This window comes from Streptomyces sp. NPDC012888, from assembly GCF_042900645.1.
GTDB lineage: Bacteria > Actinomycetota > Actinomycetes > Streptomycetales > Streptomycetaceae > Streptomyces.
Map to the genome: position 1 here is coordinate 63,760 of NZ_JBIBBM010000012.1, position 26,864 is coordinate 90,623.

Sequence of the window (26,864 nt, forward strand, 5' to 3'; positions counted from 1 at the left end):
GCCAATAGGGTCAGCACGGGCTGGTGTCAGCCCCAGCTGATGTGACAGTATCAGCACATGATGACGTCAGTCGACACTGATCTGCTCCGGGTTCTGGCCGACCCGCTCAGGCTCCGGATCGTGACCCTCCTCGCCAGGGAGACGCTCTGCACCACCCACCTCGTGGAGGAGACGGGTGCCAGGCAGACCAACCTCTCCAACCACCTGAAGGTGCTGCGCGAGGCCGGGGTCGTGGAGACGGAGCCGTGCGGGAGGTTCACCTACTACCGCCTGCGCCCGGAAGTCATCGAAGGCATCGCCGGTCAGTTCGCCGACCTCGCGGCGACCGCGCGCGCCACCGCCGAAGCGAACCTCAAGCGGTCCTGCCCCTAGCCATCCCGCGCCTTGCCTCACCTGTGCCCGAGGAGAACCCGCCTTGACCGCCACCGAGCCCGCCGCGAGCGACGCCGTGACCTCCGACACGTCGCCGCAGCCCGCCCCCGGCGCGACCCCGCCCCGCACCCCGCTGATCGCCCGCGCCGCCGCCGAGCTGGTCGGCACCGCCGCCCTCGTCGCCGTCGTGGTCGGCTCCGGCATCCAGGCCACCGAGCTCACCGACGACGTCGCCCTGCAGCTGCTGGCCAACTCCACGGCCACCGTCTTCGGCCTCGGCGTCCTGATCACCCTCCTCGGCCCGGTCTCCGGCGCCCACTTCAACCCGGCCGTGACCCTGGCCGAATGGTGGACCGCCCGCCGCGGCGGAGGCGGCGTCAACGCCCGCGAGCTCGCCGTGTACGTGCCCTCGCAGATCGCCGGAGCCATCGCGGGCGCGATCCTGGCCGACGCCATGTTCGGCGAACCGCTCGTCAAGTGGTCCACCCACGACCGCTCCGCCGGGAACCTGCTGCTGGGCGAGGTCGTCGCCACCGCCGGCCTGATTCTGTTGATCTTCGGCTTGGCGAAGACGGACCGGCTGCGGTTCGCGCCGTTCGCGGTCGCCTCGTACATCGGTGCCGCGTACTGGTTCACCTCCTCCACCTCCTTCGCCAACCCGGCCGTCACCATCGGGCGCGCCTTCACCGACACCTTCGCCGGTATCGCCCCGTCCTCGGTGGCCGGCTTCATCGTGATGCAGCTGGTGGGTGTCGTCGTCGGCCTGGGGCTGGTCGCGGTCATCTTCATGCGCGGCAAGACGGACACCGGGGCGCCCGCGGCATGAGCCGACGCACGGACGTGGTGGTGATCGGCGGCGGCCAGTCAGGGCTCGCCGCCGGCTACCACCTGCGCCGCCTGGGCATCGAGCACGTCATCCTCGACGCCCAGGCCACGCCCGGTGGGGCCTGGCAGCACACCTGGGACTCGCTGCGCCTGTTCTCCCCCGCCGCGTACTCCTCGCTGCCCGGCCGGCTGATGCCGGCGCAGGACGGACACCTCTACCCCGACGCCGCCCACGTGGTGTCGTACCTCGCGGACTACGAGAAGCGGTACGAACTCGCGGTCCAGCACGGGGGCTGGGCGCACGCCGTTCATCGCGACGGCGCCTTCCTGCGGGTCGAGACGGACTGCGGCGACTGGCAGGCCCGTGCCGTCGTCAGCGCCACCGGGACGTGGACCCGCCCGTTCCTCCCGGCCGTCCCGGGCCGGCGCGAGTTCACCGGACGCCAGCTGCACACCGTCCAGTACCGCAGCCCGGCCGAGTTCGCGGGGCAGCGCGTGATCGTGGTGGGCGGTGGGAACTCCGGGGCACAGATCGCCGCCGACCTCGCCGGCACGGCCCACCTGACCTGGGTGACCCAGCGCCCGCCCCGCTACCTCGCCGACGACATCGACGGCCGCGCGCTCTTCGACGCCGCGACCGCCCGCCGCCGCGCCCTCGATGAAGGCCGGGCCGACACCGGCGGCGTCGCCTCCCTCGGCGACATCGTCGCCGTACCCCCGGTCCGCGCGGCCCGCGACGCCGGACTCCTGACGGCCAAGCCGATGTTCAGCCGGCTCACCGCCACCGGCGCGCAATGGGCGGACGGCACCGCTGCCGTTGCCGACGCGGTCATCTGGTGCACGGGCTTCCGCCCGGCCCTGGCGCACCTCGCCGGGCTGCGCCTGCGCGGCAGCCGCGGTCACATCACCACGAGCGGCACCGGGTCCTTGGAGGATCCCCGGTTTCACTTCCTCGGCTACGGCGACTGGACCGGCCCCGCCTCGGCCACCCTGATCGGCGTCGGCCGCCCTGCCCGGGAAACCGCCCGCCAGCTCCGGGACCTGCTGGCCTGACGGGCCTGCGCCGGAACCGGACTGACCCTGTACGGGACAGGGAGCGGGCACGGACGCACCGCCGGGACCGGCTTTCGACGGCCGGGCATTGCGCGCCGAGCCGGAGCGTGTGCGGGCGGAGTTCCATCAGCTCCTGGAGTCGGCCACGCCGGCAGAGCCGGCCCGGCCGAGCGCGGGGGACTGCGCCACTCCAGCAGAACCACGTCGCGCCAGACGCGGCGGTCGCGGGCGATCCGCTCGCGGGTCCCGATGACCCGGAAGCCGGCCCGCTCGTGCAGGGCGAGGCTGGCGGTGTTCTCGGGGAAGATCCCGGACTGGATCGTCCAGATCCCGGCCGCCTCCGTCGACGGTCTTGTCCTCGTCCAGGGCGACGAAGCGGTGCTCGGCGAGCTTCGCGTCGTCGAACACGGCCCACTCGGGTGCCGTCGTCTCGAACGTGGCGTCGCCCTCGTCGATCCCGGCCTGGTAGATCGCGAGGAGCCGGTCGGCGTGCTCGGGCAGCAGTGAGGTGATGTGCACTGCGTTCAGGCCCCCTTCGCGGCACCGGCCAACAGCGCACCCATCGCGGCGAGCACGGCAGGCTCGACCCGGTAGTACACCCACGTGCCGCGCCGCTCGGAGGACAGCAGGCCGGCCTCCTTCAGCTTCTTCAGGTGGTGGGAGACCGTCGGCTGCGACACACCCACGTCGGAGATGTCGCACACGCAGGCCTCACCGCCCTCGTGGGAGGCGACGGCGGAGAACAGGCGCAGACGCACCGGGTCACCGAGCGCCTTGAACATCCTCGCCGCGACCTCGGCCTCGTCCGCGGAGATCGGGCGCTCGGTCAGCGGCGGGCAGCAGGGCACGACGGCCTCGGGCTCCAGCAGCGGCAACACCTTCACGTTCGACATACGTCTATGTTGACACACGTCGAATTAGGCGGGAGTCCTGCCATCGCCTCACCTGCGCGAGAGGTGGCGGGCCGGGCGGCGGGCGGCCCGCTCGGCGTCCCACCCAGCCAACCCCGCGCAGGGAGTTCGAGGACAGGCTTCGCTGCCACTCCAGCCCTGCGATCGCGAACCCCGGGGTGGGTGAGCGAGGCGCCGTCGCGGCGCCAGGGCCGCCCAGCCGTGTCGACTGGTCACCCGTCCGCCCCGATGACCTTCCCGCCGTCCAGGCCGGTGAAGACGGTGCGGCGCCCGGGCAGGCCCGCGGCGAGCGCTGCGCCGCAGCGACCGTCCTCCAGGACGAGCTACGCCGGCGGCGTGCGCATGGCGCGGCCGAGCGGGGTGGCGTCCAGGCGGGAGGCGTGCTGGTCCAGGTAGCGACGACCTCGTCGCGGTGCGGGTAGCGGTCCGGGTCCCACCACAAGGCAGGCCAGGCAGCGCCCTGAACCGGGCGCCGAGAACAGGGGCAGGCTGTCGCAGTGCCTGTCGCCGGCGGCCCCGGCCGCGACCGGCCACCCGCTCCGACGCTTCCAGCACGAGGGGCTTCAGCCCCGCCTGCACATGGGCCTGCGCGGCCGCCAAGCCGGACTGGCCGCCCCCGACGACCGCCACGCCGACATGCTCCATGACCTCGAATCGATGAATGTCTATGTTGACGTCCATCGAAGCAGCTGCCATGCTGGCGGCAAGGCATCGACAGTCATCGAAACACCAGGAGTCGTCATGACCGAGCCCACCACCCCCGTCACCGAAGCCGCAGCCTCCTGTTGCGGCCCCACCCCCGCACAGCCCGCCGCCGAGACGGCCCGCACCCAGGCCTCCCCGTGCTGCGGCACCAGCGAGCCGGCGGAAGAAGCCGGAGCCTGCTGCGACCCGCAGGCCAAGCGCGAAGCCGTCGTCACCGGCGTCGGCTGCTGCTGACCACCTCCAGCCCGCCCCGTCTGCCCCGCTCACCCGTCAGCTGCACCAAGACCCCGGAGACACGCCATGACCGCGTCCGCCACCACCGACCTGCCCGTCGTCGTGATCGGGGCCGGCCCCGCCGGACTGGCCGCCGCAGCGCACCTCGAAGACCGCGGCCTGGACTTCCTCGTCCTCGAAGCCGGCCCGCACGCCGGAGCCGCCACCCGCGACTGGGCCCACGTACGCCTGTTCTCGCGCTGGGCTGAGGTCGTAGACCCGGCCGCCGAGAAGCTCCTGGCCCCGACCGGCTGGGTCAAGCCGGACGCGGACTCCTACCCGACGGGCGGGGAGTGGGCCGAGCACTACCTCCAGCCCCTCGCCGACGTCCTCGGCGACCGCGTCCGCTTCGGCGCCCGCGTCACCGGCGTCTCCCGCACCGGCCGCGACCGCATCGTGGATGCCGACCGCGACACCCAGCCCTTCGTCATCCACATCGAGCACGCCGACGGCCGCGAGGAGCGCGTCTTCGCCCGCGCCGTCATCGACGCCTCCGGCACCTGGTCCACCCCCAGCCCCGCCGGCGCCAGCGGCCTTCCCGCCCTCGGCGAGAAGGCAGCGGCCGACCGGGTCACCTACCGCGTCCCCGACCTCACGGACCCGGCCATCCGCGCCCGCTACGCCGGCAAGCGCACCGCCGTCATCGGCTCCGGCGCCTCCGCCTTCACCGCCCTCGCCTACCTCGCCGACCTTGCCAAGACCCAGGACGCGGCCGGCACTCACGCCACCTGGATCCTGCGCCGGGGGATCTCCGGCTCCACCTTCGGCGGCGGCGAAGCCGACCAGCTCCCCGCCCGCGGCGCACTCGGCCTCGCCGCCAAGGCCGCGGTGGACGGCGGTTATGCCGACGCCGTCACCGGCTTCCGCACCGACGCCATCGAACGAGCGGAGGGCGGCCGACTGGTCCTCATCGGCGAGGACGGCCGCCGCCTGGACCCGGTGGACGAGGTCATCGTCCTCACCGGCTTCCGCCCCGACCTGTCCTTCCTGGACGAGCTGCGCCTGGGCCTCGACGAGCGCCTCCAGGCCCCCCTCGCCCTGGCCCCGCTGATCGACCCCAACCAGCACTCCTGCGGCACCGTCTATCCCCACGGCCAGGACGAGCTCTCCCACCCCGAGCAGGACGTCTACCTCGTCGGCATGAAGTCCTACGGCCGCGCCCCCACCTTCCTCGCGATGACCGGCTACGAGCAGGTCCGCTCCATCGCCGCCCACCTCGCCGGCGACCGCGAAGCCGCCGAACGCGTCGAACTCACCCTCCCCGAAACCGGCGTCTGCGGCGGCGCCGGCCTCTACGACGAGCCCGCAGCCGCGGAGGAGACCGCTGGCGGCTGCTGCGCGGCCCCCGCCACGCTCACCATCGGCACCGCCCCCGCCGCCTCCGGCGGCTGCTGAGGTGAGCGACCTCCGAAGCGGCGTGGCCGCGACCGGGACGGGGGTCCGGTCGCGGCCACGCGCCGTGCTGCCCGCCCTCTGCCTCACCCAGATCACCAGCTGGGGCATCGTCTACTACGCCTTCCCGGTCCTCAACCCCGCCATCACCGCCGACACCGGCTGGAGCGCGGGTGCGACCACCGCGGCGTTCTCCGCCGCCCTCGTCGTCTCCGCTGTCGCGGGCATCTACGTCGGCCGCGTCCTGGACCATCGCGGCCCCCGCACCGTCATGACGGCCGGCTCCGTCCTGGGAGCCCTGAGCCTGCTGGTGATCGCCGCCGCCCCCAACCCGGCCGTCTTCTTCGCCGGATGGCTGCTCGCCGGAGCAGCGATGGCCGGCATCTTCTACCAGCCCGCCTTCGCCGCCCTCACCCGCTGGTGGGCCCCCGACCACATCCGCGCCCTCACCATCGTCACCCTCGCCGGCGGGCTCGCCTCCACCGTCTTCGCACCCCTGACCGCGGCCCTCGCCGACCACATGTCCTGGCGCGCCACCTACGCCGTGCTCGCCGGCATCCTCGCCGTCCTGACCGTCCCGGCCCACGCCCTCGGGCTGAAAGCCCCCTGGCCACCGGCCCCGCCGAGCCCGTCGCACGTCAACAGCGGACATGAACACGTCGTGCGCAGCCGGGCGTTCTGGATGCTGGCCGTCACCTTCACCCTGTCCGCGTTCGCCATGTACGCCGTCGTCATCGGCCTCGTCCCCCTCCTGATCGAACGCGGCTACACCACCACCCAGGCCGCATGGGCCCTCGGCCTCGGCGGCGCAGGACAAACCCTCGGCCGCATCCTCTACGCGGCGCTCGCCCGCCATCTCGACGTCACCGCCCGCAGCGTCACCCTGATCGCCCTCGGCGCCCTCACCACCGCAGCCCTCGCCACCAGCACCGGCCCCTACGCACTACTCCTCGCGGTCTCCCTCCTCGCCGGGGTCATCCGCGGCAACCTCACCCTCCTCCAGGCCACCGCCGTCACCGACCGCTGGGGCACCACCCACTACGGCCGACTCTCCGGACTCCTCAGCGCACCCGCACACGCCGCAGCAGCCCTCGCCCCCTTCGCCGGCGCCGTCCTCGCCGGGCCCCTCGGCGGATACCCCGCCCTGTTCACACTGCTCGCCGCACTGTCGATCGCCGCCGCCGTCACAGCCCTCGCAGCCCACCCCACAGCCCGGAAGCAATGACTCACCCGGACCGGCGACAGCACCACCCCTGTTGCAACGACTGCGGGGAACACCCCGCGCTGGGCTGCACGAACCCCGTCCTCGGCCTCCCACCACACCTGCCCCCCACGACCCCCTCTGCGGGATGTGCCGCCGGGCTGGCAGGAGCAGTTCGCACCACCTCCTGCTGCCGATCACGCTGCTTGGCCTTGTCCACGACAACGGACAGTGCTTCGACAGCGGTTTGGGCGGCGGTCGGGGGCAACCACGGGCCCCAGATGTTCACGAGTTTCGGTTCTGGCACAACTTCTGTGACGCGGCCACGCTGAGTGACGGTTGGGCTTCCCTCGGCAGTATGCGAAGTCGCCCGAAACTGAGCCGTCGTCAGGGCGGTTGGGATGACACTTCGGGGCTGTGGAAGAGATCGTGCTCCGGTTGCAAGAGCTGTTGTCCCGTCAATCACGGACGCCGCGGTGCTGTCGGTGGACGTGAGCATCGCGATAGTTCGCGTCGACGCCGAATGCACTGCGAACGGTGCCGCTTGCCAGGCGTGCGAGGTCTGGTCGAACCGGGTTCATGGTTCTTCCCTGTGGTTTCCCGCTGATGTGCCGATCGCCGGACGAAGCGTTGTTCTCCGGCTGAGGGTCCGCCGGTGCACCTGCGAATGCGCCTGCCGGACCTTCGTCGAGCAGATACCCGGCCTGACCCGTCGACACGGTCAACGGACCGAGCGGCTGCGCTCGACGCTGGCCTCGGTCGGTCTCGCCCTGGCGGGCTGGGCCGGCGCTCGGCTGAGCCCCGTGCTCGGAGTCTCCGTCAGCCGAAGTACCGCCCTGCGCCTGGTCGACGCTCTTCCCGAGCCGGAGGTGCCCGCCCCGCGTGTGGTTCGGCGTCGACGAGTACGCCACCCGCGGGCCGCCACTACGGCACCGTCCTCGTCGACGTCGAGACCCGCCGTCCTGTCGACCTACTGCCCGACCGGGGAGGCATCGAGCCTGGCGGCCTGGTTCGCCGATCGGCCCGGCGTCGAGGTCGTGTGCCGGGATCGGGCGCCATTCCTCGCCGAGGGCGCCAGCGCCGATGCACCGCAGGCCGCCCAGGTCGCGGACCGGTGGAACCTCTGGCACAACCTGAGCGAGGCTGCCGAGCGCAGCGTTGCCCAGCACCGTTGCTGCCTCCGCGCTCCGGTTCCTATGGCTCCTGAACCTGGACCCGATCTCGGGGCCGTTCCGGCCGCGGACTTGTCCGGCTCTCCTTGGCCGCGCGGACACCGATTCGCCGATCGGACCCGGGCCCGGCACGCTGCGGTCCACGCACTGCTGAAGGCGGGGCACAGCCGACCTGTCCGCAGCGATCGTCACGCTGCGTATGCTCATCCGCCGCGCGACCCCGCGCTACCGCTGGGACGACCGCCCCACCACCCGACGCCTCAAGTGATCCATTTGCCGGCCGGTCTTAGCCCCAGTCCTGCAGCTGCTGGAGCAGGTCGGCGTCGCCCTCCATCCGCAGCGAGCCGGCCGGGATGCGCATGTACATGAGCAGGGCCATCTCGCTCGCCGTGCCGTAGATGGCGGCGGTGGGCTTGCTCTCGGCGGCCTCCGCCGCGGTGAGGCGGGTGAAGCGGGAACCGGCGGCGTCCACCGTCTGGCGCCAGGAGCCAGCCTCGGCTGCGTGGTAGTCCATGGTGGCGGGCTCGCCCGGCCACGGGACCGTGCCGGTGCAGACGGTGGCGAGGAACTCCTCGATGGCGTCGCCCGCCTCGGTCGTCGGCAGCTCCTGCGGGGTACCGGAGGCCAGCTGGGCGTCGTAGGTGTGGATCAGCGACTCCGGGACGCGGCGGCGGGCCACGGCGGCCACCGTGTGCGGCGAGGCCAGCGGCTCCCACCAGGCCCAGCACCCCCGGTCCGGGCCGGCCTCGCGCAGAGCAGTAAGCAGCTGCTCCGTCGAGTCGGCCAGCCAGGTTATGAGGGCCTCGCGCTCCCTGGGCGCCGCCAGCCCGTCCTTGTTCGGCCGCTCGTCGCCCGGCGCGGTGTTCAGCACGATGTAGCCCCAAAAGCGGTCCCCCTCACTGAGGTGGTTCGCCAGGTCGTACAGCGTCCAGCCCGGGCAGGACGGGACATCGGCGTCGAGGCTGGGGGCCGCGGCGACGGCGGCGCGAAACGCGGCGGACCGCTCGTCAATCATCCGCAGCAGGGTGGGGAAGTAGAGATGCTCAGGCACGCAGACCTTGTATCACCCGGACCGAGACTCTCGCACTCGATTAAGACCGCCCAGCACGCCTACTGCCGGGCGCTCTTAGCCAGAGGTCTACAGCCGGGGCGAGGGAGTAACCCGGGGTTCGTTCTCGCCATCAGGATCGGCCAACCGCGAGGTGATCCGCTCAGTCAGCGTGGCCGCACCACAGAACCTGAGCCAGAACCCGGGTTTCGAGAGCACCGGGCCCTCGCCAGTGGAGCGGAGCGTGTGGGGGCGTCGTAGCCCGTTCTCGGAGGTCCGAACAGATCAGGAACGGACATCCGGTGTCTTGTCCCGAAGGTGGGAGTGCTGCGTAGCAGCAGGGGCGGGCCACCAGCGAGGATGCCCGTCATGAGCACGGACCAGACCATCCATCCCCTACGGCCGACCCACTCAGCACCCGCGGTGTTCGGTGCGGGAGCGGCCATCGGCGTTCTGGGAGGGATGATCGGGCTGGGAGGCGCCGAGTTCCGCCTGCCGCTGCTGATAAGCCTCTTCGGATTCGCCGCGCTTTCGGCGGTCATCCTGAACAAGGCGATGAGCCTGGTCGTGGTTCTCGTCGCGCTGCCCGCCCGCCTCGCCGCGGTCCCGGCCGCCGAGGTCGCCGCCCGCTGGCCCGTCGCGGTCAACCTGCTGGCCGGCAGCCTGCTCGGCGCCTGGGCCGGAGCGTCCTGGGCGGTACGCATGCGCAGCACCACTCTCTACAAGGTCCTGGCCGCCCTGATGGTCCTCATGGCGGCCGCCCTGGCCCTGACCCACGCCACCACCCTGCGGACCCTCGACCTGCCGCTCTGGGCCCAGATTCCCGTCGGCGTCGCCGCTGGGTTCGGTATCGGTGTCGTCGCCGCGATCATGGGCGTTGCGGGTGGAGAGCTGCTGATCCCGACGATCGTGTTGCTGTTCGGGGAGGGCATCAAGACCGCCGGGAGTCTGTCCCTGCTGGTCTCCCTGCCCACCATGCTGGTCGCGTTCGCCCGCTACAGCCGCGACGGCAGCTTCGCCGTCCTCGGCGCCAACCTCCGCTTCACGGCGGTCATGGCCGCAGGCTCGGTCACCGGGGCGGTGCTGGGCGGGCTGCTCCTGGGTGTGTTCCCGGACCTGGTGCTCATCCCCGCACTGGCCGTGCTCCTGCTCATCTCGGCAGTCAAGCTAGCCCGTCACCACTGAGCGGCCGGGTGCCTCCCGATCTCATGAACATCGGCTCCGCCCCGAACGGCGCGCCTCCCGAACTCGTGAACCACAGGCTCCCATATGGGGAGACGCTGCTCCTGCCCGACATATCGAGCGAGTACGGCTCCACGAACGCCGGCTGCACGAATCCGGGGCCGCGCACACCTGCTCCGTGTCGGCGGCCTGCACCACCGCACGCGGACCACGGGCCAGGGTTGACGTCGGCCCGGCGGCCTGGCGGTGGGCGGTCGGCTCGGGGCTGACCCCGCCCGATTTCCCCTGCTGCTGGAGCGAGTTGGGGGCACACCGAGGCCGCTTACGCGTGCGCGAGGCCCGGATTCATCCCTGCGAGTGGGACACCGAAGCCCGTCCCGGCGGCCGCCCGACGACAGCTCCCCCGCACCACCCGGACGGCTCAAGCCAGGGCGACGGCCGGTCGCGGGAATGAGGTCATGGAAGGGCCCCAGAACCCGACACCGAGGAGAGCCATGGGCATCAGGGACCAGTTCCAGGACAAGGCGGAACAGCTCAAGGAACAGGCACAAAAGGCCAGGGCAGGCGCCCAGGACGAAGCCTCGGAGCGCCGCGAGCAGGCCCGAGAGCGCGGCCAGGACGCCCAAGAGCGCGCCGGCCAGCGCAGCCGGCGGGGACAGGAGCAGGCCGAGGACGCCGCAGACGGTGCCCACGACCGCTTCCAGAGCTGACCGGCAACCTGCCGCTGGGGCCGGCCACCCACAGGTGGCCCGCCCCGGCCGCGCACTCACCCGGCCGCCGCCGCAACCCCCTGCCCGAACCGCGGCACGTGGTCCGACCAACACGTCCACGCGGATCCGCTGGAACCGGAGCGGATGCCTGAACACGCCCTGGTCAACGGCCCTGTCCGCGCTCACCCCTGCCACCAGGTCCGGGCGTACCAGCCTGACGTCCAGGACATCGCGGCTCCGCACGTCGATGTGAACCGCACCCGCTTGAAGGGGGTGCCCGCGGCGTCCGGACCGCTGACCCCCGCCGCAGGGCCATCGCCCAGTGAACGCCGACTTGCCCAGCAGCTCGCCTCCACCCTGAGCCGCCGCTGCGGAGCCTTCCGTGCCGCCCAAGGCGTACGCCTCTTCCTCATCGACCCCGGGCTGCGGCGCACCGTCCCGGACCCGGCCCTGCGGGCAGCGTCCGCCTCCCTGCAGTGCACCTTCGGCGAGCCGGCAATCGCCGCGCTCCGCAGCGGCACCGTCTTCGCCCGGGCTCGGTTCGCCAACCTTCCACCGGCCTCGATCGCTCAGGTCGGTCCCCCGGGGCCGGGTGAGACGCTGCCGAACATCCTCTTCAACCAACGCTACCGATTCGAGGACTTCCGCCAGCTGGGGCCGAGCGTGTTCCACCCCAGGACCCCAACCCCGGCAACAAGGAGGAGCTGATCGCGGCCGCTCTGGACTCGCTGGTGCAGTCCCAGGTGTACCTGACCGACCCACAGCTCGCCACCTCCGGAACCGAGCTCACCCGCCGCCTCAACACCAAACTCATGGCCCGCGTCAACAGCGGCCCCGGACCCCTCCTGGGCCTGTTCACCGCGAACGGCCCCAACGTCTACCCCGGCGGCACGCCGCTGCCGTACCTCGCCGCCGCGTTCCCCGCCGGCGGCCCCGACACCCCCGGCAACGCGACCCTCCGCGCCACCCTCCGCCTGTTCGCAGACCCCGGCACCACACCCCCGCCGAACGCGGACTTCGACGACGCCACCCTCGCCTTCGTCGACGAGAACCAGGGACTCACCCCGGCCGAGATCCCACAAGCCGGCCGCCCCCGTCGGACCTCGGGAACGTTCGGCCACGCTGCCGTACCGGTTCATCGCGGACCGGGCATGGTGAGGGACCGAAAGCCTCGCGCAGGCGGCACAGCCCTGCTCCGGACAGCCATCGAGCCTCCACCCAACGACCAGGACCTGTCAGGCAGTCCGTGATGCCGCGCACGTCTTGTTGATCGCATCGATTGCTTTCCTAGGATCACTAGGTTAGAACTAGGACCTCAAGGATCTTGGGAGGGTGCATGGTGCGGGCCGGACTGACACCGGAGCGGGTGACGATCGCGGGCGCAGAGCTCGCGGACGACGTCGGGCTCGACCAGGTGACCATGTCGCAGGTGGCGCGGCGCCTGGGAGTAAAGGACGCGAGCCTGTACACGCACGTCCGCAGTCTGGAGGATCTGCGAGGCCGGATCGCCCTGCTGGCGGCGGACGAGAAGACCATCCGCATCGCGGAGGCGACCGCCGGTCGAGCGGGGAAGGACGCACTCATCGCCTTCGCTAATGCCTGGCGGGAGTACGCCCACAAGCATCCGGGCCGCTACATGGCCACACAGACTCCAATCCGGATCGACCCCGAGCTGGCCGCCAAGGCGCCCGGACCACGGCGCGCGGTCGAGCTGACCTACGGCATGCTGCGCGGCTACGGGCTGGCCGAGCCGGACCTGACCGACGCGGTCCGGTTGTTGCGCAGTACGTTCCACGGGTTCGTCGCCCTGGAAGCGGCGGGCGGTTTCACGCAGGGACGGTCGCCGCAGCAGTCCTGGACCCGTGCGCTCGACGCTCTGCACACCCTCCTGGAGCACTGGCCCCCGTCCCGAGAAGGAGACTCCTCATGAGCGCCCCGACCATCGGCAGCCTGCGCGTGAAGGGCGCGACGCTGCATTACGAAGTGCGCGGCCGGGGCCCGCTCCTGCTGCTGATCCCCGGAGGGACGGGCGGCGCGGCCGCCTTCGACGGCATAGCCGACGACCTGGTCGGCGAATACACCGTCGCGACCTACGACCCGCGCGGCATGTCCCGCAGCACGCTGGACGACCCCGACGCCGAGCAGCAAGTGGCCGAGCACGCCGACGACGCGTTCCGGGTGCTGGAACTGCTGTCGCCCGGCGAGCCCGCCCGAGTGTTCGGCGCCAGTTCGGGCGCGATCGCCGCCCTGCACCTGCTCACCGTCCACCCCGAACGCATCTCACGCCTTGTGGCGCACGAGCCGCCAGTAGTGGAGGTCCTGCCGGACGCGACTGAACACCGCGCACTCGTCGCACACGTGCAGCACACGTTCCGCACCCAAGGGCTCATGCCGGCGATGGCCGCGTTCGCTGCCGGCCTGAAGAAGGACGGTGACACCAGCGAGCCGAAGACAGGGCCGAAGCTACCGCCCCAGGCAGCGGCGCGGACCGAGCAGACGATGGCCAACCTGCCGCACTTCGTCGGGCGGATCGTGCCCAGCTTCATGTCCTACGCCCCGGACCTGCACCAGCTGCAGGCGCTGTCGGACCGACTCGTGCTCGCCGGCGGCCAGGACTCACGCGGAGAGCTTCCCTACCGCTCGGCCGCTTTCCTGGCCGAACGTCTCGGCATGGAGCTCCAGCACTTCCCGGGCGGGCACATCGGCCTGTCCACACACCCAGCCGAGTTCGGCGAGCGTCTGCGGAGGGCTCTCCGAGCCTCGGTCTGAAGCGTTGGCCGGCGTGCGCGTCGGGAGCTGCCGCATCAGCGCGGTCTGCAGCCGCACCACCCCCGCGCGCGGACCCGTCACCGTCCACATCGGCATGACCGTCGCTTACGGGCACCGCGACCTGCAGGCTGCCATCCGCGACTTACAACGCCCGGGCGACCCGGCGTATCCGCCCAGCGGTGCCGATGAGCCTGACAGCGCGTCAGGGGTGCCTTGCGCTCTCGCCTCTCCGCCGAAGGGGCCGGAGCTGCGGGCCCGGGTGAGTCGCGGGCTCCGGCACCACCTCAGCGCCTCGCCGGTCGCCCGCCTCGCGGGTGGCGGGTCAGTCGGTGGACAGCGCTTGGAGGAGGTCGCCGACCTTCGGGTCGGGAAGCGCGCGGGCGACGTCGGCCTGGGCGACGATGCCGACCAGGCGATGACCGTCGATCACGGGCAGACGGCGGACCTTGTGCTCGCTCATCGTGCGCAGGATCTCGGCGGCGTCGTCGTCGGCGCCGATGGTGACGGCCTCGCCCTGGGCGAGGTCGCCGGCCTTGACCTCGGCGGGGTCCTTGCCGGCGCCGAGGACCTTCACGACGATGTCGCGGTCGGTGAGCATGCCCTTGAGCCGGTCGTCCGTGCCGCAGATCGGCAGCGCGCCCACCCCGAGCCGGGTCATCTTCTTCGCCGCGTCGAGCACCGTCTCCTCGGCACCGATGCACTCGGCGCCTTCCGTCATGATCTCGCGAGCCGTCGTCATCCCAGCAGCCTCCCTGAACGTGGTGAACGGGTCCGTCCCGGCACCGGCCGGTGAACGGGCCCCGGGCGGGAAGACGTGTGCCCCCCTGGGCGCGGCGGCTAACACCGCTCGCCGGCCTACCACCCGGCAGATGGCGGACAGGGCCAGGTGCCGCACCTGGGCCTCGGGCAGGGCGGGGGCACGTGCCGGCCGTCGTCGTGGTGTGCGGGGTCGGCGGAGGTGCCCGGGGACAGAGCTCGGGTGCCGGCTCGTCCGGGCCTGCGGGCGGGCTCTGGCCGACGGTGGGCATCACCGTGCTGCCGCCTCGCACCGCCCTGCGACGCTCGTGCGGGCCGTAGCCGGACGCCCTCCGGCAGACCTCCGTCCGCGCGAGGACGCGGTCTTCGTCCGCCTCGATCACACCGCCTGGTCATCGCGCTCGTGACGATCTCGCCGCGTGAGGACGGGGTTGGGGGTCAGGATGCGCCGGAGGACGGTTTCGATGTCGGTGCGGGCCGGGGCTTGCGTGCCGGCCAGGCCGCGCATGGTGAGACCGTTCATGGCGGCTGCGGTGGCGGTGGCGGTGACGGGGTCGGTGTACTGCGTCAGGGCTTGGATGCTGAGCTCGATGTACTGATCGGCGATGGGGCGCAGGTCCGGGCGGCGCAGAGCGGCGACGTAGAGCTCGAATTCCACGACCTGCTGCGGGCGCTGCGGTCCGATGCAGCTGAGCAGGACGTCGGTGAGCAGGACGGCCAGCTGGTCGGGGGTGAGGCCGGGCCGCTGGGCCGCCCAGTCCTGGAGGTAGGCGGCGTAGCGGTCGACGGACCGCTGGAGGGCCGTGTGGATCAGGTCGTCTTTGGTGGCGAAGTGGTAGGTCGTTGCTCCCAGGGGGACGCCTGCCTCTTCGGCGACGGCGCGGTGGGTCAGTCCTTCGATGCCGCGTTCGGCGATCACCTTCTCCGTGGCGGTGGCGATCTCCTCGATCCGCCGTTGTGGGTCGCGGCGGCGCCGGGTGGGGCTTTCGGCGGTCATTCGAGGTCCTCCATCTGCACGATCTACGGGTTGCAGTACATCCGTACGGTAAATCCGATCTCGCAGTTCCCGCTACTGACGCCGGCCTGTCCCGAGCGCTGTGCCGCCTTGGCTGCGCGAAGGGCAGCGGGCACAGTCTCCCGATCAAGAGGTATGTCCGTATTGCGCACCGGCTTGCGTTCGCGCTACAGTACAGATGTACTAAACGGGAGCCGTTGACAGCCGCAGCCCCGGGCGTGGCCCCTCCCGTCCTCACCTGCCAAGGAGCGATCCTGATGAAGCCCCCTGCCGTCTCTCCGTGCCTGGGCGTGTCCGGCACCCAGGAGGCCGTCGACTTCTACGAGAAGCTCGGCTTCACCGCCCTGCCGGCCGGCAACGACCCGGACGACGACCTGCGCATCCTGCTCTTCGACGGCGAGTTCGCGCTGATGGTCTACCGGGACGAGCACCTGCGCGACTGGCTGCCGGTCCTGAAGGACACCCCGGTCGGCGCGTTCGGCATGTTCTACCTGGCGGTGGACGACTTCGACGCCTACGTCGAGCGCATCCGCCCCCTGGTCACCGTCCAGAAGGACGTCATGGAGCACCAGGGCCAGAAGCTCTTCTACTTCACCGACCCGAACGGCTACGTCATCGCCGTCACCCAGAAGCAGAACTGGTGACCACCATGACCGAGAACAACGCAGCCGCTACCGGCTCAGTGAAGTGCGCGGCCTTCTGGGGACACGACGGCAAGGCGCTCGCCGACTTCTACGCCGCCGCCCTGGGCTGGCAGGTCACCCAGACCTTCGGTGACACCGCCGCCATGATCAGCGACGGCACCACCACGTACGTGTTCTACACCGCCGAGTCCTTCAAGGCGCCGGACTGGCCCGCGGACGAGCTCGTCTTCCACCTCGACCTCACCTTCAGCGACGTCGAGGCCGCCGAGCAGCGCCTTCTCAGCCTCGGTGCCACCAAGCCCGCCCACCAGCCCGGCGGCAAGCACTGGACGGTACTGCTCGACCCCTCCGGCCAGCCCTTCTGCATCAGCGCCGCAGGCAACCAGGCGTGACACACGCGACTCGCCCGGATCCGCAGGCCGCAAGCCGCAGTGGCATGCGGATCCGGACGGGATCGACTGGCCGGGGAACGGACGGTCTCCGACCGCTCCGACCGCCCCCGTTTGAGCGAACAAGGAATGAACCGCATGAACCACATGAACCACGACGAAGGCATGACGCTGGCGGGGAAGGTGGCGCTGGTCACCGGGGCGAGCCGCGGCGGGGCTCGCGCGATCGCCGTCGAGCTCGGCCGGGCCGGGGCCACCGTCTACGTGACCGGCCGCACCACCCGCGGCAAGGCGAGTGAGTCGGGCCGAAGCGCCGAGACCGTCGAGGACACTGCCGAGCTGGTCACCGCCGCCGGCGGCGAGGGCATCCCCGTCGCGGTCGACCACCTCCAGGCGGAGCAGGTGCAGGCACTCGCCGAGCGCATCGACCGGGAACAGGGCCGGCTGGACATCCTCGTCAACGCCATCTGGGGCGCGGAGCACCTCGTCGAGCGCGGCAAGAGGATGTGGGACTGCGACCTCGAGAGCGGCCTGCGCATGCTGCGGCTCGGCATCGAGGCCTACTACGTCACCAGCCACTACCTCCTGCCCCTGCTGGTCCGCCGGCCCGGCGGCCTGGTGGTGGAGCTCACCGACGGCACCGAGGAGTTCAACCGCGACCACTACCGCGCCCCGTTCGCCTTCGACCTCGCCAAGTTCGCGCCGTTCCGGATGACGTGGGCGCTGTCGGAGGAGGTGAAGGAGTACGGCTGTACGGCTGTGGGCCTGGCGCCGGGCTGGATGCGCACCGAGGCGATGCTCGACGCGTTCCACATCACCGAGGAGAACTGGCGCGACGGCTGCAAGGTGGACCCCACCTTCGCCATTTCCGAGACCCCGCTCTTCACCGCCCGGGCCGTCACCGCGCTCGCCACCGACCCGGACGTGGCCCGCTTCAACGGCGGCTCGCTGTCCGTCGGCACCCTCGCGAAGCAGTACGGCTTCACCGACGCCGACGGATCGACTCCTGATTCCGTCCGCTACTTCCAGGACTACATGCGCACCGGTCAGGCACCGAACCCCGACGACTACCGCTGAACGCGGCCCCCGGGGAACCCGGCCGGACGAAGGACATCACCATGACGCCCGAGGACATCGCGGAGCTCGCCCTGTCGTTGCCCGAGGTGACGGAGGAAGAGCCGTACGGTCCCAGCAGGCCCGTCTACAAGGTCGGCGGCAGCATCTTCGCCATGCTCGCGGCTGCCACCAGGACCCACCCCGACCAGGTCACCGTCAAGTGCGAACCCCGGCTCGCCCTGCACCTGTGCGAGCAGCACGCGGGCGTACGCCCGTGGTACCAGGGCCGCCGCTGGCACTGGCTCACCGTGCACCTGAACGACGACACGGTGTCCGACGAAGACCTCACCGACATGCTCCACCACGCCTGGGACTGCGTGGTGGCCGGCCTGCCCGCCGCCACCCGCAACCGGCTGCGCGCCCTCCACCACGAACGCGAGGACCGTCAGGTCAACGCCAGTGAAGGCCCGTCCCACCAGTGACCGCTGGACCCGGGGTCAGGCCGGTGGTGTCGGCCCCACGCGCAAGCGCCGGCGGGGCCTGCCGGTGCCGTCCTGGGAGGTACTCGGCGCATGCGCCGACGTGGGCTGGTCGTGCTGCTGGGGCCGGTGTCCGAGCCGGTGCGCGCCGGTGCGCGCTCTGTCGAAGGTGCCCGGGAACAGAACCTGGGCAGTGCCCGTTCGCGAGATCCTGGCGCCGTACCGGCTCCGCGTCACCCCCTCAGGCGACAGCGGACTCCACATGAGGCGGCCGCCGGCACTAGGGTCATGGGCGTGGACATGCGGACCGCCATCGAGGAACTCGCCGAAGAAGCCGAGCAGCAGATCCGTGACCGGTTCTGGGAGGTGAGCGAGCAGGACCGGGCCGTCGCCGCGAAAGCAGCCGCCGATCTACGCGCCGCCGTGGGACCGGCTGAAATACAGGAGCTGCTGGCGGTGATCGACCGGCTCCGGCACCTGCGCGAGGCCCTCGCCGCCCTCGCGGTCGCCCTCGCACACGTCCACGGCCGCCTCGCCTGGTTCCTCGGCGCGGCCTGCACCGCCCTCGGCCCCGTCCTTAACTGGCGCGCCCTGCCACCCGGCGCCGGCCCCACCTTCGGCGCCACCCAGCCCACCCCACAGCAGTACGAGAACGCCGAAGACGCCATCCGCCGCCTCCAGACCGCCCTCACCCACATCACCACCACGTGAGAGCCCCCACCTCCTCCGGCCGGCGCCAGCGCCCTCCGCCGCGAGGCGGGCATGGTCAGCACGGTCAGGGGGCGCCCTCGCCGTCGTCCGGTCACACCACCCGGCGGCAGTCTCACCACGGCCGGCCGCTCCACCCATGGCCGGGCCCTGGTCAGATCGTGACCGGGCCGTGGGCGGTTGCGAACTCGACCGAGACCAGGCCCGGTTCCTCGTCCTCGATCCAGGTGACGTCGATCTGGTCGAGGGGGTGGTCGGCCGGTTCGCCGAGGAATTCGGCGATGGAGGCGGCGTCGCCGGCGATGGAGACCCCGTGGATGGTGGTGGAGGTGCGCGGGTCGGCACTCGGACGCTCCTCCATGGGGACCAGCCACTGCAGGAAGTAGGGCAGTTGCGGGTCCTCCAGCAGTTCCAGCAGGCCGATCTGCTTCCACCTCAGGTCGAACCCGTCGGGGCGGACACGGTGACCCTCGGACGAGGTCCGGCCGAGGCGGGCCTCGACCGGGGCGATGTCGTCGACGGAGACCACCCAACCGAGCCAGCCGCCGCCCTCGGCGGCGCGGCGCGCGACCGCCTGGCCGAAGGGTGCGCGGTCGGCGGCGGGGTGGTCGAGTGTGGTGACGACCTCGACGTAGGTGCCGCCGCTCAGCGGGAGAACGAAATTGCGGGTGCCGAATCGCGGGTGCACGCCCCCGTCGACGAACCCGGCACCCAGGGCCGATCCGATCCACTGGACGGTCGAGACGAAGCTGTCGCGGGCCACCGCATAGGACACGTGATCAAGTCGCACCGCGTCATCATCACCCGGCAACCCGTAAAAGTCCCGCCGCCCCGCCCGCGTCCGCCGTGGATGCAGCCGTGGAGCGGATCGATCATCGTCATCCCGGCCGTGGTGCTCTACCCGACGAGCGGCCAGAACGGACCTCACCGGTGAGCAGTCCGGAGCAGGCTTCTTGCTACGAACAGGACACGCCCGCGCGCTGACGGCGTCCCACGCCGAGGAACGGTGGCCGGCCGAAGTGTGAGGCCGCGACGGACGGGGCTGCCCCTCTGAAACGATCAGTAGGTCCCGGGTGGTGGCCCGGGGCCGGCGCGGCGGTCGTCGCGCCGGGTCGGCTCCGTCGGTGGTTCCTCGTCGAGCAGTGCGTGGGCGCGGGTCAGGACCTCGTGCTCCAGGGCCGCCGTCCATTCCTCGAACGCGGCTTCGGCGGCCGGCCAGTTCACGCGGCGGCCGATGCGCAGGCGGTCGAGGGACCGGCCGATGCCGTAACCGACGGCCGCCACCGCGGCGGGCAGGCAGAAGGTCCCCAGCCATGCCGCCACCAGGTACCGGCCGTCGAACGCGTCGGGCGCGGCCCGGCCGAACCGGCTGTCCAGGATTCCGAAGAGAGCGAACACCAGGGACAGTACGGCCACGAGGACGTACGCGACGCCGATGACGGGCACCGCGACGGAGTGCTCGTCGCCTTCGCGGCCCAGGGCCCACAGCGGTGCGATCAGGAGGGCGAGCACGAGCCCGATGCTGAGGGCCCCCTCCAGCAAGCCGACCGGCTCTCCGTCGCGGACGACCAGTCGGACCAGGGGGCTGGTGCCGAGGAGCAGCCACACCAGGGCGATCGGTAGGTAGTGCCTGATCGTGGGGTCGGCGTCGTCGGCGGCCCGGGTGTGGTGGAGCACGGCACGGTACGCCTCCTCGTGACCGGACACCTGCGACAGCACGGCGGCCCGCCGGGCCGTGAGGGACTCCCGCAGGCCCTCCTCCCCGAGGTCGGGGCGTGCGGCCAGCTTCCGGCGGATGTCGCGCCGTGCCACCGTCTCGTCCAGCACCCCTGCGAAGAGCCTGTCCGGCCTGTCGTACCCGCTCGCCCAGGGGCCGTGGGTACGGGTGGGGGCGGGTACGTCGGCGGGTCGGTCGGCCAGGGCGACCTCGGCCGCGGAACGGATCGTGGAGTGCACGAACCGGTACCCCTTGCCGGTGGCCACGAGGAGGCCGTGGTCGGTCGCCGTCGACAGGAACGCCGCGAGCCGCCAGGGCACGCCGTGGTTCAGGCGCAGCCGCAGCCGGTCCATCACGTGCCGCATCAGCGCGAATCCGCCGGACACCGTGAAGACGTACAAGGCGCCGAAGGCGGCGTCGCCGGCCCACGGACCGATCGAGAAGCTCTTCGTCCCCGCCAGCTCCGCACACCACCACGCCGCCGCCGCGTGGACCGGTCCGAGCACGGCCGCGGCGGCGAGTCCCCGCAGCAGGACGCGGAGCAGGGAGCGTCTCGGGTCGGCCGCGGTGCCGCGGGTACGGAACTTGGCGAGGCCCGCGCCGGCTCCCACGACCAGGAGCGCGGCCGCCATGACGGCGGCGACGACCGCGGCCGTCCCGAACGGCAGCCTCGTCATGATGGCGTACGCGAACGTCACCACGTAGCCCAGGGCCGCCGTCCGCACCGCTGCGCCCCACTGGCCGGGCAGGACGTGGGTCCAGCGCCCGACCCAGCGCAGAGCCGGCGCCTCCAACACCCCGCCGTACACCTGGGTGTACCAGAGCATGAGCAGCGACCAGCCGAACAGCAGCAGGACGCCCGGGGCCATGGAGTAGGCATGGGTGCTCAGGACGATCCCGGCGATCGCCAGGTCCCGCACGATCTCCTGCCGTACCCGCGGGGCGAAGGTCCGGGCGCCCAGGAGGCGGGCTTCGGCCGGGTCCGAGGCGGCCAGCAGGGTGACGCCGTCGAAGTACTCCTGCCCGCTGTACCTCATGGCCCGCGCCAGACCGCGCAGCCCGCGGGTCAGCTTCGGGTCCGAGCGCAGCGTGCGTACCGGTGGCACGGGGCGTTCGAGCGGCCGGGTCTTGCGGGTCTTGCGGGTCTTGCTGAGTGGGGTGGCGGGAGCGGGGGCGGGTTCCCGCAGGAGGCTGTCGACGTAGTGCCGCAGGGCCGCGTACTGCTCGCGCACGTGCTGCCTGGCCTGTGCCGATTCGCATATCGCCTCGAGGTGGCGGGGGTCGGACGAGGTGACCGCGAACTGCAGGACCTCTTCGTGCGAGGGGGCGTCCCAGTCGCCGGGGTCCACCGCGGCGACCACCGCCAGCATCAGCGGGGTGGTACACCATTCCCTGATGCCCGGGTTGTCGGCGAGCAGGTCCTGGACGGGGTGGCGGTCGTCGCCGAGTGAGGCGACGGCTTCGTCGAGCAGTGTGTCGGTGAGCGGCTGGATCCGCAGGCTGCCGGTGAGGGCCGGGTCGAGGTGCATGGCCTGGGCCGTCGCCTCGCGGCTCGCTACGACCATCGGTTGCTCACGGTGCCGGCGAAGGTGCCCGGTGACAGCCGCTGCCCATCCTTCCATGTGGGCTTCGGCGACGGCGTCCAGGCCCTCCAGGCACGGGACCAGCAGGCCGAAGTGGAGCAGAGCCGCGACCTCGGCGGGCCGCAGGTCGAACCAGGAGGTGACCTGGGGGATCAACCAGTCCGTCATGTCGGCGGGGGCGGGACGGTCGTGCGGTACGACGACCGGTACGGGCAGGGGCGTCGTCCACGGATCACCGTCGCGGAGCAGGTCCTCCATCAGGCGCAGCATGAGGGTCGACTTGCCCGCGCCCGGCTCCCCGAGGATCAGCAGCTGCTGAGCGGATCGTTCGAACACGTCGCGTGGTGGGGTGCCGGGGGGAAGCGGCGTGGGGCGGTCGCCGGCGATGGCGAGTGTCATCGGGACGTCGACCAGGTGCAACCGCTTACGGGCGTCCTGGAGCTGGGGGGTGACCCACCCGAGCATGATCGCACCGGCCATGCGCCGTCGCCGGAGCTCCCAGAGCGCCGGGACGTCGGGACTGCCCTGCGCGTCCTTGGGGGATCTCCGGGGCTGGACCACGGTCAGGCGCCCGATGACGCCCGAGTTGGCGACGCCTCCGTGGGAGGCGTTCGCGTTCCCGGTCCCGGACGCGTGGAACGTGGGCCCGGGGGTCTCGCCGGTCGCCGGCGGGGATGCGGCTGCGGGTGTGGTGCCGGCGGCCGTCTGCTGCTCGTCGGCGGGGCCGGAGGGGGAGGGTTCCCCGGGCTGGCGGTCTCCTGGTGTCATGAGCGGATGTCCCTCGCCTTCGGCCGGCTCTGCTCTCGACCGTCGGGGCCGGTGCTGGTCGCCGGGTGCCGGGTGCCGGGGCCTGACCGCCGGGGGTCAGGTCAGGTGTGGTCGATGCCGCTGACACCGCGGCTGTTCCGGCCGGTGGCTCTGGCGTCGCCGGTGTCCTCGGCCCGCGCCGAACCGCTGCCGCCCCGGCCCGGCCGGCGCCTGATGCCCGAGACGGCGCTCGCACCGCCGCTCGCGTCCGCCGTACCCGTCCGCGCCGCCGTGTCCTCCGTACGGGGCGTCGCGTTGCGGGGGGCGCCCGGCTGGAGCAGCGCCCAGATCAGGGCCGCGATGCCGACGGCGGCCTGGATGGACGCCCCGGTGAGCTGTCCGGCGTCCGAACCGTCCAGTACCCAGATCAACGGTGTGGAGCCCGTTCCCGCCAAGGCCACCACGATGGCCACGGCCTTCCACGCACGCGACACGCTGCCCCCCTGCCCCGAGATCCGGCCACCGTGGCCCGAGGAGACCGACGGTGTGCCACTCGTATTGTCTCCGCGCGTCCTGCCCCGAAACCCGGGTACGACAGGGCCGCCGGCCGCCCCGGGCGAGCATCGGGGGCCTGCCGCGCCGGACGAATTGAGAATGGCAACCGTTTTCATATAGCCTCTCCGTGTCAGATCCGGAACGAGGAGTCGCACCATGGCCGTCCCCAAGCGGAAGATGTCCCGCAGCAACACCCGCCACCGCCGCGCCCAGTGGAAGGCGACCACGCCGCAGCTGGTGCCGGTCACCGTCGACGGCGTCGTCCACCAGGTCCCGCAGCGCCTGGTGAAGGCGTACGAGCGCGGCCTCGTCCACCCGGAGGGCTGAACGCTCATGACGTCCACCGACCGGCTGCCCGTGACCGTGCTCTCCGGATTCCTCGGGGCCGGGAAGACCACGCTGCTCAATCACGTGCTCGGCAACCGCGAGGGGCTGCGGGTCGCGGTCATCGTCAACGACATGAGCGAGGTCAACATCGACGCCGCGCTCGTGCGCGGTGGCGAGGCGGCCCTGTCCCGTACCGAGGAACGCCTGGTCGAGATGACCAACGGGTGCATCTGCTGCACCCTGCGCGACGACCTCCTGGAGGAAGTCGACCGGCTCGCCCGCGAAGGCCGGTTCGACTACCTGCTCATCGAGTCCAGCGGCATCTCCGAGCCCATGCCGGTCGCCGCGACGTTCTCCTTCCCCCGGGACGACGGCGCCACCCTCGGAGACCTCGCCCGCCTGGACACGATGGTGACGGTCGTGGACGCCGTCGGCTTCCTGCCGGAGCTCGACGGCGGCGACGAACTCGCCGCGCGCGGCCTGGACCAGTACGAGGACGACGAGCGCACCGTCAGCGACCTGCTCATGGACCAGGTCGAGTTCGCCGACGTCATCGTCCTCAACAAGCTCGACCTGGTCGGACCGGAGGAGGCGCGGCGGCTCCGCGCCACGCTCTCCCGGCTCAACCCGGAGGCGAGCGTCGTCCCCGCCGTACGCGGACGGGTGCCCCTCGAACACGTCCTCGGGACCGGCCTCTTCGATGTGGAGAAGGCGCAGCAGGCTCCGGGCTGGGTGAAGGAGCTCAACGGTGACCACGTGCCGGAGACCGAGGAGTACGGCATCTCCTCGCTCGTGTTCCGTTCGGACCTTCCCTTCCACCCCGGACGGCTGTGGGCCTTCGTCACCAAGGGCCTCGACAGCGGTACGTTCGGGCGCGTCCTGCGCTCCAAGGGGTTCTTCCGGCTCGCCAGCCGGCCGCGGGTGACCGGCCTGTGGTCCCAGGCCGGTGCCGTCGCCCGCTTCGAGCCCTCCGGCGCCCGCGGCCCGGAGACCACGCAGGGGCAGGAGCTGGTGTTCATCGGCACCGGCCTGCGTGCCGACGCCCTCCGCGCGGCCCTCGACGCGTGCCTGCTGATGCCGGGCGAGGCCGTTCCCGCGGACGACGACTTCCCCGCCTGGGAGACGTACGGCATCGAGGACGCCTGCGAACACGAGCAGGCGGCCTGAAACGCCGGCCCGCACGCTCCGGGCCGGAGGGTGGTCGCAGCCACGGCACCGTCCGGCCCGGCTTTCCCGACAGTTCAGCGTGCGGTCGGCCGGGCCCGCTGCCAGGCGCCGTCGGCGAGCAGGCGGAGGCCGTTCAGGCCGACGAGGACGGTGGATCCCTCGTGTCCGGCGACGCCGAGGGGCAGCGGCAGTGTGCCGACGAGGTCCCAGACGGCCAGGGCGGTGATGAAGGTACCGGCGATGACGAGGTTCTGGATCACCAGCGTGCGGGCGCGGCGCGAGAGGTTGACCACGGTGGGGATGGTGGCGAGTTCGTCGCGGACGACGACGGCGTCGGCGGTCTCCAGTGCGAGATCGGAGCCGGCCCTGCCCATGGCGATGCCGGTGTGGGCGGCTGCCAGCGCGGGGGCGTCGTTGACGCCGTCGCCGACGACCAGGACCTTCGCGCCACCGTTCTGGAGTTCGCGGACGGCGGCCACCTTGTCCTGGGGCAGCAGGCCGGCCCGTACGTCGGTGATGCCGACTTCGGCGGCGAGGCGGGCGGCGGCGCGCGGGTTGTCGCCGGTGAGAAGGACCGGGGTGCGGCCGGCCAGTCCGGCCAGGGCGCGGGTGGCGGTGGCGGCCCCGGGGCGGAGCCGGTCGGCGATCCCGAGTACGCCGACGGGGTGTCCGTCGAGGGTGACCACCACTGCCGTACGCCCGCCCCCCTCCAGTTCGGCGGCCAGGACGGCGGCCGGGTGGGTGGGGTCGTCGAGCAGGCGGGCGGGGCTGCCGACCGCGACGGCGCGGCCGTCGACCGTGGCGGTGACGCCGGTGCCCGGGGTGGAGGAGAAGCCCTCGGCGGTCGTCAGGGCGAGCCCGCGGGCCCGGGCCGCGTCGACGACGGCGCGCGCGAGGGGGTGTTCGCTGGGGTGCTCCGCGACCGCGGCGAAGTGCAGGAGCTCGTCCTCCCCCAGGCCGGAGGTGCCGAGCGGGCGCAGATCGGTCAGCCGGGGGGTGCCTTCGGTGAGGGTGCCGGTCTTGTCCAGTGCGACCGCGTCGATCTGTCCCAGGCGTTCCATGACGACGGCGGATTTGACCAGTACGCCGTGGCGGCCCGCGTTGGCCATCGCCGACAGCAGCGGTGGCATCGTGGCCAGGACGACGGCGCAGGGCGAGGCCACGATCATGAAGGTCATCGCGCGCAGCAGCGTGGAGTGCAGATCCGCGCCCAGGAGCAGGGGGACCACGAAGATCAGCAGCGTGGCGGCCACCATGCCGAGGCTGTAGCGCTGCTCCACCTTCTCGATGAACAGCTGCGTCGGGGCCTTGGTCTCCGCCGCCTCCTCGACCATCGCCACGATCCGGGCGATCACCGACTCCGACGGGTCACGCCCGACCTTCACCCGCAGGGCGCCCGAACCGTTCAGGGTGCCGGCGAACACCTCGTCGCCGGGCTGCTTGGGCGCGGGCAGCGGCTCACCGGTGATGGTGGCCTGGTCGACCTCGCTCGCGCCGTCGACCACGCGACCGTCGGCGCCGACGCGCTCCCCGGGCCGTACGAGGACGACGTCGCCCACGGCGAGGGAGTCGGCCGGGACGGTCTGCTCCGTGCCGTCGTCCGCGATCCTGGTCGCCGTCTCGGGCGCCAGGTCGAGCAGGCCTCGTACGGAGTCGGCGGTGCGGGCGGTGGCGATCGCCTCCAGGGCGCCGGAGGTGGCGAAGATGACGATGAGCAGCGCCCCGTCGAGGACTTGGCCGATCGCGGCCGCTCCGAGGGCCGCGACCACCATCAGCAGGTCCACGTCCAGTGTCTTGTCCTTGAGGGCTTTCAGCCCCTCCCGGCCCGGCTCCCAGCCACCCGCCACGTAGGTGGCCGCGAACAGCGGCGCCCACAGCCACACCGGAGCGTCCAGCAGGTACAGCGGGAGGCCGGCCAGGAACAGGCCGAGAGCGGCGAGCGCCCACCGGGCCTCGGGCAGGGCCAGGATCCGGGTGCGCCGCCGGGGCGGTACCCGGTCCGGGCCGGCGGCGGCCGTCGAGGGCCTGTCCAGGACGGAAGACATGGCGAAGCAACCCTTCACGGGCGGACGGGGTGACCCCTCCACCATACAAGAACATCTGAAGAG

At 72.1% G+C, this 26,864-nt stretch carries 28 protein-coding genes and 2 pseudogenes; 20 read left to right on the plus strand and 10 right to left on the minus strand.

Going from position 1 to position 26,864, the window contains the following annotated elements:
* The first annotated feature begins 57 nt into the window (after positions 1-57).
* The 3 genes from ACFY61_RS21515 to ACFY61_RS21525 are packed head-to-tail and all read left to right on the plus strand — an operon-like array spanning position 58 to position 2,250.
* Positions 58-372, plus strand: coding sequence for an ArsR/SmtB family transcription factor (locus ACFY61_RS21515; protein ID WP_389474141.1), 315 nt, complete (start codon positions 58-60; stop codon positions 370-372).
* Between the two features lie 43 nt (positions 373-415).
* Complete coding sequence (locus tag ACFY61_RS21520) at positions 416-1,198, plus strand: aquaporin (RefSeq protein ID WP_389474144.1); 783 nt, start codon at positions 416-418, stop codon at positions 1,196-1,198.
* Entirely contained in the window at positions 1,195-2,250 is a 1,056-nt protein-coding gene (locus ACFY61_RS21525) for an ArsO family NAD(P)H-dependent flavin-containing monooxygenase (protein ID WP_389474146.1), read from the plus strand. The genes ACFY61_RS21520 and ACFY61_RS21525 overlap by 4 nt, the downstream gene beginning before the upstream one ends.
* Before the next feature lie 176 nt (positions 2,251-2,426).
* Here ACFY61_RS21525 and ACFY61_RS21530 read toward each other — a convergent pair.
* The 3 genes and pseudogenes from ACFY61_RS21530 to ACFY61_RS21540 form a co-directional block, all read right to left on the minus strand.
* A pseudogene (locus ACFY61_RS21530) lies at positions 2,427-2,778 on the minus strand (GNAT family N-acetyltransferase); the annotation flags it as partial.
* A complete protein-coding gene (locus tag ACFY61_RS21535; protein ID WP_389470056.1) occupies positions 2,775-3,143 on the minus strand; it encodes an ArsR/SmtB family transcription factor in 369 nt (122 codons plus the stop codon). The pseudogene ACFY61_RS21530 and the gene ACFY61_RS21535, both read right to left, overlap by 4 nt.
* 48 nt (positions 3,144-3,191) lie before the next feature.
* Positions 3,192-3,857, minus strand: coding sequence for an NAD(P)-binding protein (locus tag ACFY61_RS21540; protein WP_389474148.1), 666 nt, complete (start codon positions 3,855-3,857; stop codon positions 3,192-3,194).
* Between the two features lie 45 nt (positions 3,858-3,902).
* On the opposite strand from ACFY61_RS21540, the gene ACFY61_RS21545 reads away from it, so the two are divergent.
* The 4 genes and pseudogenes from ACFY61_RS21545 to ACFY61_RS21560 all read left to right on the plus strand — a co-directional run.
* Positions 3,903-4,100 carry a hypothetical protein gene (locus ACFY61_RS21545; protein ID WP_389474150.1) on the plus strand — a complete coding sequence of 66 codons (198 nt, stop codon included), beginning with the start codon at positions 3,903-3,905 and terminating at the stop codon, positions 4,098-4,100.
* Between the two features lie 66 nt (positions 4,101-4,166).
* The gene (locus tag ACFY61_RS21550; RefSeq protein WP_389474152.1) at positions 4,167-5,534 is read left to right on the plus strand and encodes an FAD-dependent oxidoreductase; all 1,368 of its coding nucleotides are present in this window, start codon (positions 4,167-4,169) and stop codon (positions 5,532-5,534) included.
* Position 5,535: 1 nt separating this feature from the next.
* Entirely contained in the window at positions 5,536-6,756 is a 1,221-nt protein-coding gene (locus ACFY61_RS21555; RefSeq protein WP_389474154.1) for an MFS transporter, read from the plus strand.
* 1,320 nt (positions 6,757-8,076) lie between these two features.
* A pseudogene (locus ACFY61_RS21560) lies at positions 8,077-8,172 on the plus strand (IS5/IS1182 family transposase); the annotation flags it as partial.
* Between the two features lie 18 nt (positions 8,173-8,190).
* On the opposite strand, the gene ACFY61_RS21565 reads toward ACFY61_RS21560, so the two are convergent.
* Entirely contained in the window at positions 8,191-8,955 is a 765-nt protein-coding gene (locus tag ACFY61_RS21565) for a maleylpyruvate isomerase family mycothiol-dependent enzyme (protein WP_389474155.1), read from the minus strand.
* Between the two features lie 366 nt (positions 8,956-9,321).
* Between ACFY61_RS21565 and ACFY61_RS21570 the strand changes: the two genes are divergently transcribed.
* The 6 genes from ACFY61_RS21570 (at position 9,322) to ACFY61_RS21595 (ending at position 13,613) form a co-directional block, all read left to right on the plus strand.
* A complete protein-coding gene (locus tag ACFY61_RS21570) occupies positions 9,322-10,137 on the plus strand; it encodes a sulfite exporter TauE/SafE family protein (protein WP_389474157.1) in 816 nt (271 codons plus the stop codon).
* Between the two features lie 491 nt (positions 10,138-10,628).
* Positions 10,629-10,844 carry a hypothetical protein gene (locus tag ACFY61_RS21575; RefSeq protein ID WP_389474159.1) on the plus strand — a complete coding sequence of 72 codons (216 nt, stop codon included), beginning with the start codon at positions 10,629-10,631 and terminating at the stop codon, positions 10,842-10,844.
* Positions 10,845-10,988: 144 nt separating this feature from the next.
* Positions 10,989-11,552, plus strand: a complete 564-nt coding sequence (locus ACFY61_RS21580; RefSeq protein WP_389474160.1) for a hypothetical protein — start codon at positions 10,989-10,991, stop codon at positions 11,550-11,552.
* Between the two features lie 23 nt (positions 11,553-11,575).
* Positions 11,576-12,094, plus strand: coding sequence for a hypothetical protein (locus tag ACFY61_RS21585; protein ID WP_389474162.1), 519 nt, complete (start codon positions 11,576-11,578; stop codon positions 12,092-12,094).
* 86 nt (positions 12,095-12,180) lie between these two features.
* A complete protein-coding gene (locus ACFY61_RS21590; protein ID WP_389474359.1) occupies positions 12,181-12,774 on the plus strand; it encodes a TetR/AcrR family transcriptional regulator in 594 nt (197 codons plus the stop codon).
* Complete coding sequence (locus ACFY61_RS21595) at positions 12,771-13,613, plus strand: alpha/beta fold hydrolase (RefSeq protein WP_389474164.1); 843 nt, start codon at positions 12,771-12,773, stop codon at positions 13,611-13,613. The genes ACFY61_RS21590 and ACFY61_RS21595 overlap by 4 nt, the downstream gene beginning before the upstream one ends.
* 322 nt (positions 13,614-13,935) lie before the next feature.
* On the opposite strand, the gene ACFY61_RS21600 is transcribed toward ACFY61_RS21595, so the two are convergent.
* Together ACFY61_RS21600 and ACFY61_RS21605 are read right to left on the minus strand one after the other, a co-directional pair.
* Positions 13,936-14,352: a CBS domain-containing protein gene (locus tag ACFY61_RS21600; RefSeq protein WP_389474166.1), complete on the minus strand. Its 417-nt coding sequence runs from the start codon at positions 14,350-14,352 to the stop codon at positions 13,936-13,938.
* A 396-nt stretch (positions 14,353-14,748) separates the two neighbouring features.
* Entirely contained in the window at positions 14,749-15,366 is a 618-nt protein-coding gene (locus ACFY61_RS21605) for a TetR/AcrR family transcriptional regulator (RefSeq protein WP_389474168.1), read from the minus strand.
* A 275-nt stretch (positions 15,367-15,641) separates the two neighbouring features.
* Here ACFY61_RS21605 and ACFY61_RS21610 point away from each other — a divergent pair, with 275 nt between their 5' ends.
* The 5 genes from ACFY61_RS21610 (at position 15,642) to ACFY61_RS21630 (ending at position 18,663) form a co-directional block, all read left to right on the plus strand.
* Positions 15,642-16,028 (plus strand): VOC family protein, encoded by a 387-nt coding sequence (locus ACFY61_RS21610; protein ID WP_389474170.1) that lies wholly within the window; start codon positions 15,642-15,644, stop codon positions 16,026-16,028.
* A 5-nt stretch (positions 16,029-16,033) separates the two neighbouring features.
* Positions 16,034-16,420, plus strand: coding sequence for a VOC family protein (locus tag ACFY61_RS21615; RefSeq protein ID WP_389474360.1), 387 nt, complete (start codon positions 16,034-16,036; stop codon positions 16,418-16,420).
* Positions 16,421-16,555: 135 nt separating this feature from the next.
* Positions 16,556-17,494 (plus strand): SDR family oxidoreductase, encoded by a 939-nt coding sequence (locus ACFY61_RS21620; RefSeq protein WP_389474172.1) that lies wholly within the window; start codon positions 16,556-16,558, stop codon positions 17,492-17,494.
* 41 nt (positions 17,495-17,535) lie between these two features.
* Positions 17,536-17,955 (plus strand): MmcQ/YjbR family DNA-binding protein, encoded by a 420-nt coding sequence (locus tag ACFY61_RS21625; RefSeq protein WP_389474174.1) that lies wholly within the window; start codon positions 17,536-17,538, stop codon positions 17,953-17,955.
* A gap of 297 nt (positions 17,956-18,252) precedes the next feature.
* On the plus strand, positions 18,253-18,663 hold the full coding sequence (locus ACFY61_RS21630; RefSeq protein WP_389474361.1) for a hypothetical protein: 411 nt from the start codon (positions 18,253-18,255) through the stop codon (positions 18,661-18,663).
* Between the two features lie 151 nt (positions 18,664-18,814).
* Here ACFY61_RS21630 and ACFY61_RS21635 read toward each other — a convergent pair whose 3' ends face one another.
* The 3 genes from ACFY61_RS21635 to ACFY61_RS21645 all read right to left on the minus strand — a co-directional run bounded on the left by ACFY61_RS21635 (position 18,815) and on the right by ACFY61_RS21645 (position 23,201).
* Positions 18,815-19,450, minus strand: a complete 636-nt coding sequence (locus ACFY61_RS21635) for a VOC family protein (RefSeq protein WP_389474176.1) — start codon at positions 19,448-19,450, stop codon at positions 18,815-18,817.
* A 269-nt stretch (positions 19,451-19,719) separates the two neighbouring features.
* On the minus strand, positions 19,720-22,728 hold the full coding sequence (locus ACFY61_RS21640) for an NACHT domain-containing protein (RefSeq protein WP_389474178.1): 3,009 nt from the start codon (positions 22,726-22,728) through the stop codon (positions 19,720-19,722).
* A 101-nt stretch (positions 22,729-22,829) separates the two neighbouring features.
* Positions 22,830-23,201, minus strand: coding sequence for a hypothetical protein (locus ACFY61_RS21645; protein WP_389474180.1), 372 nt, complete (start codon positions 23,199-23,201; stop codon positions 22,830-22,832).
* Positions 23,202-23,418: 217 nt separating this feature from the next.
* Here ACFY61_RS21645 and rpmF point away from each other — a divergent pair, with 217 nt between their 5' ends.
* Both rpmF and ACFY61_RS21655 read left to right on the plus strand, forming a co-directional pair.
* A complete protein-coding gene (gene rpmF, locus ACFY61_RS21650; RefSeq protein WP_389474182.1) occupies positions 23,419-23,589 on the plus strand; it encodes a 50S ribosomal protein L32 in 171 nt (56 codons plus the stop codon).
* Positions 23,590-23,595: 6 nt separating this feature from the next.
* Complete coding sequence (locus tag ACFY61_RS21655; protein WP_389474184.1) at positions 23,596-24,756, plus strand: GTP-binding protein; 1,161 nt, start codon at positions 23,596-23,598, stop codon at positions 24,754-24,756.
* A gap of 74 nt (positions 24,757-24,830) precedes the next feature.
* Here ACFY61_RS21655 and ACFY61_RS21660 read toward each other — a convergent pair whose 3' ends face one another.
* Positions 24,831-26,801 (minus strand): heavy metal translocating P-type ATPase, encoded by a 1,971-nt coding sequence (locus ACFY61_RS21660; protein WP_389474186.1) that lies wholly within the window; start codon positions 26,799-26,801, stop codon positions 24,831-24,833.
* Positions 26,802-26,864: the final 63 nt, after the last annotated feature.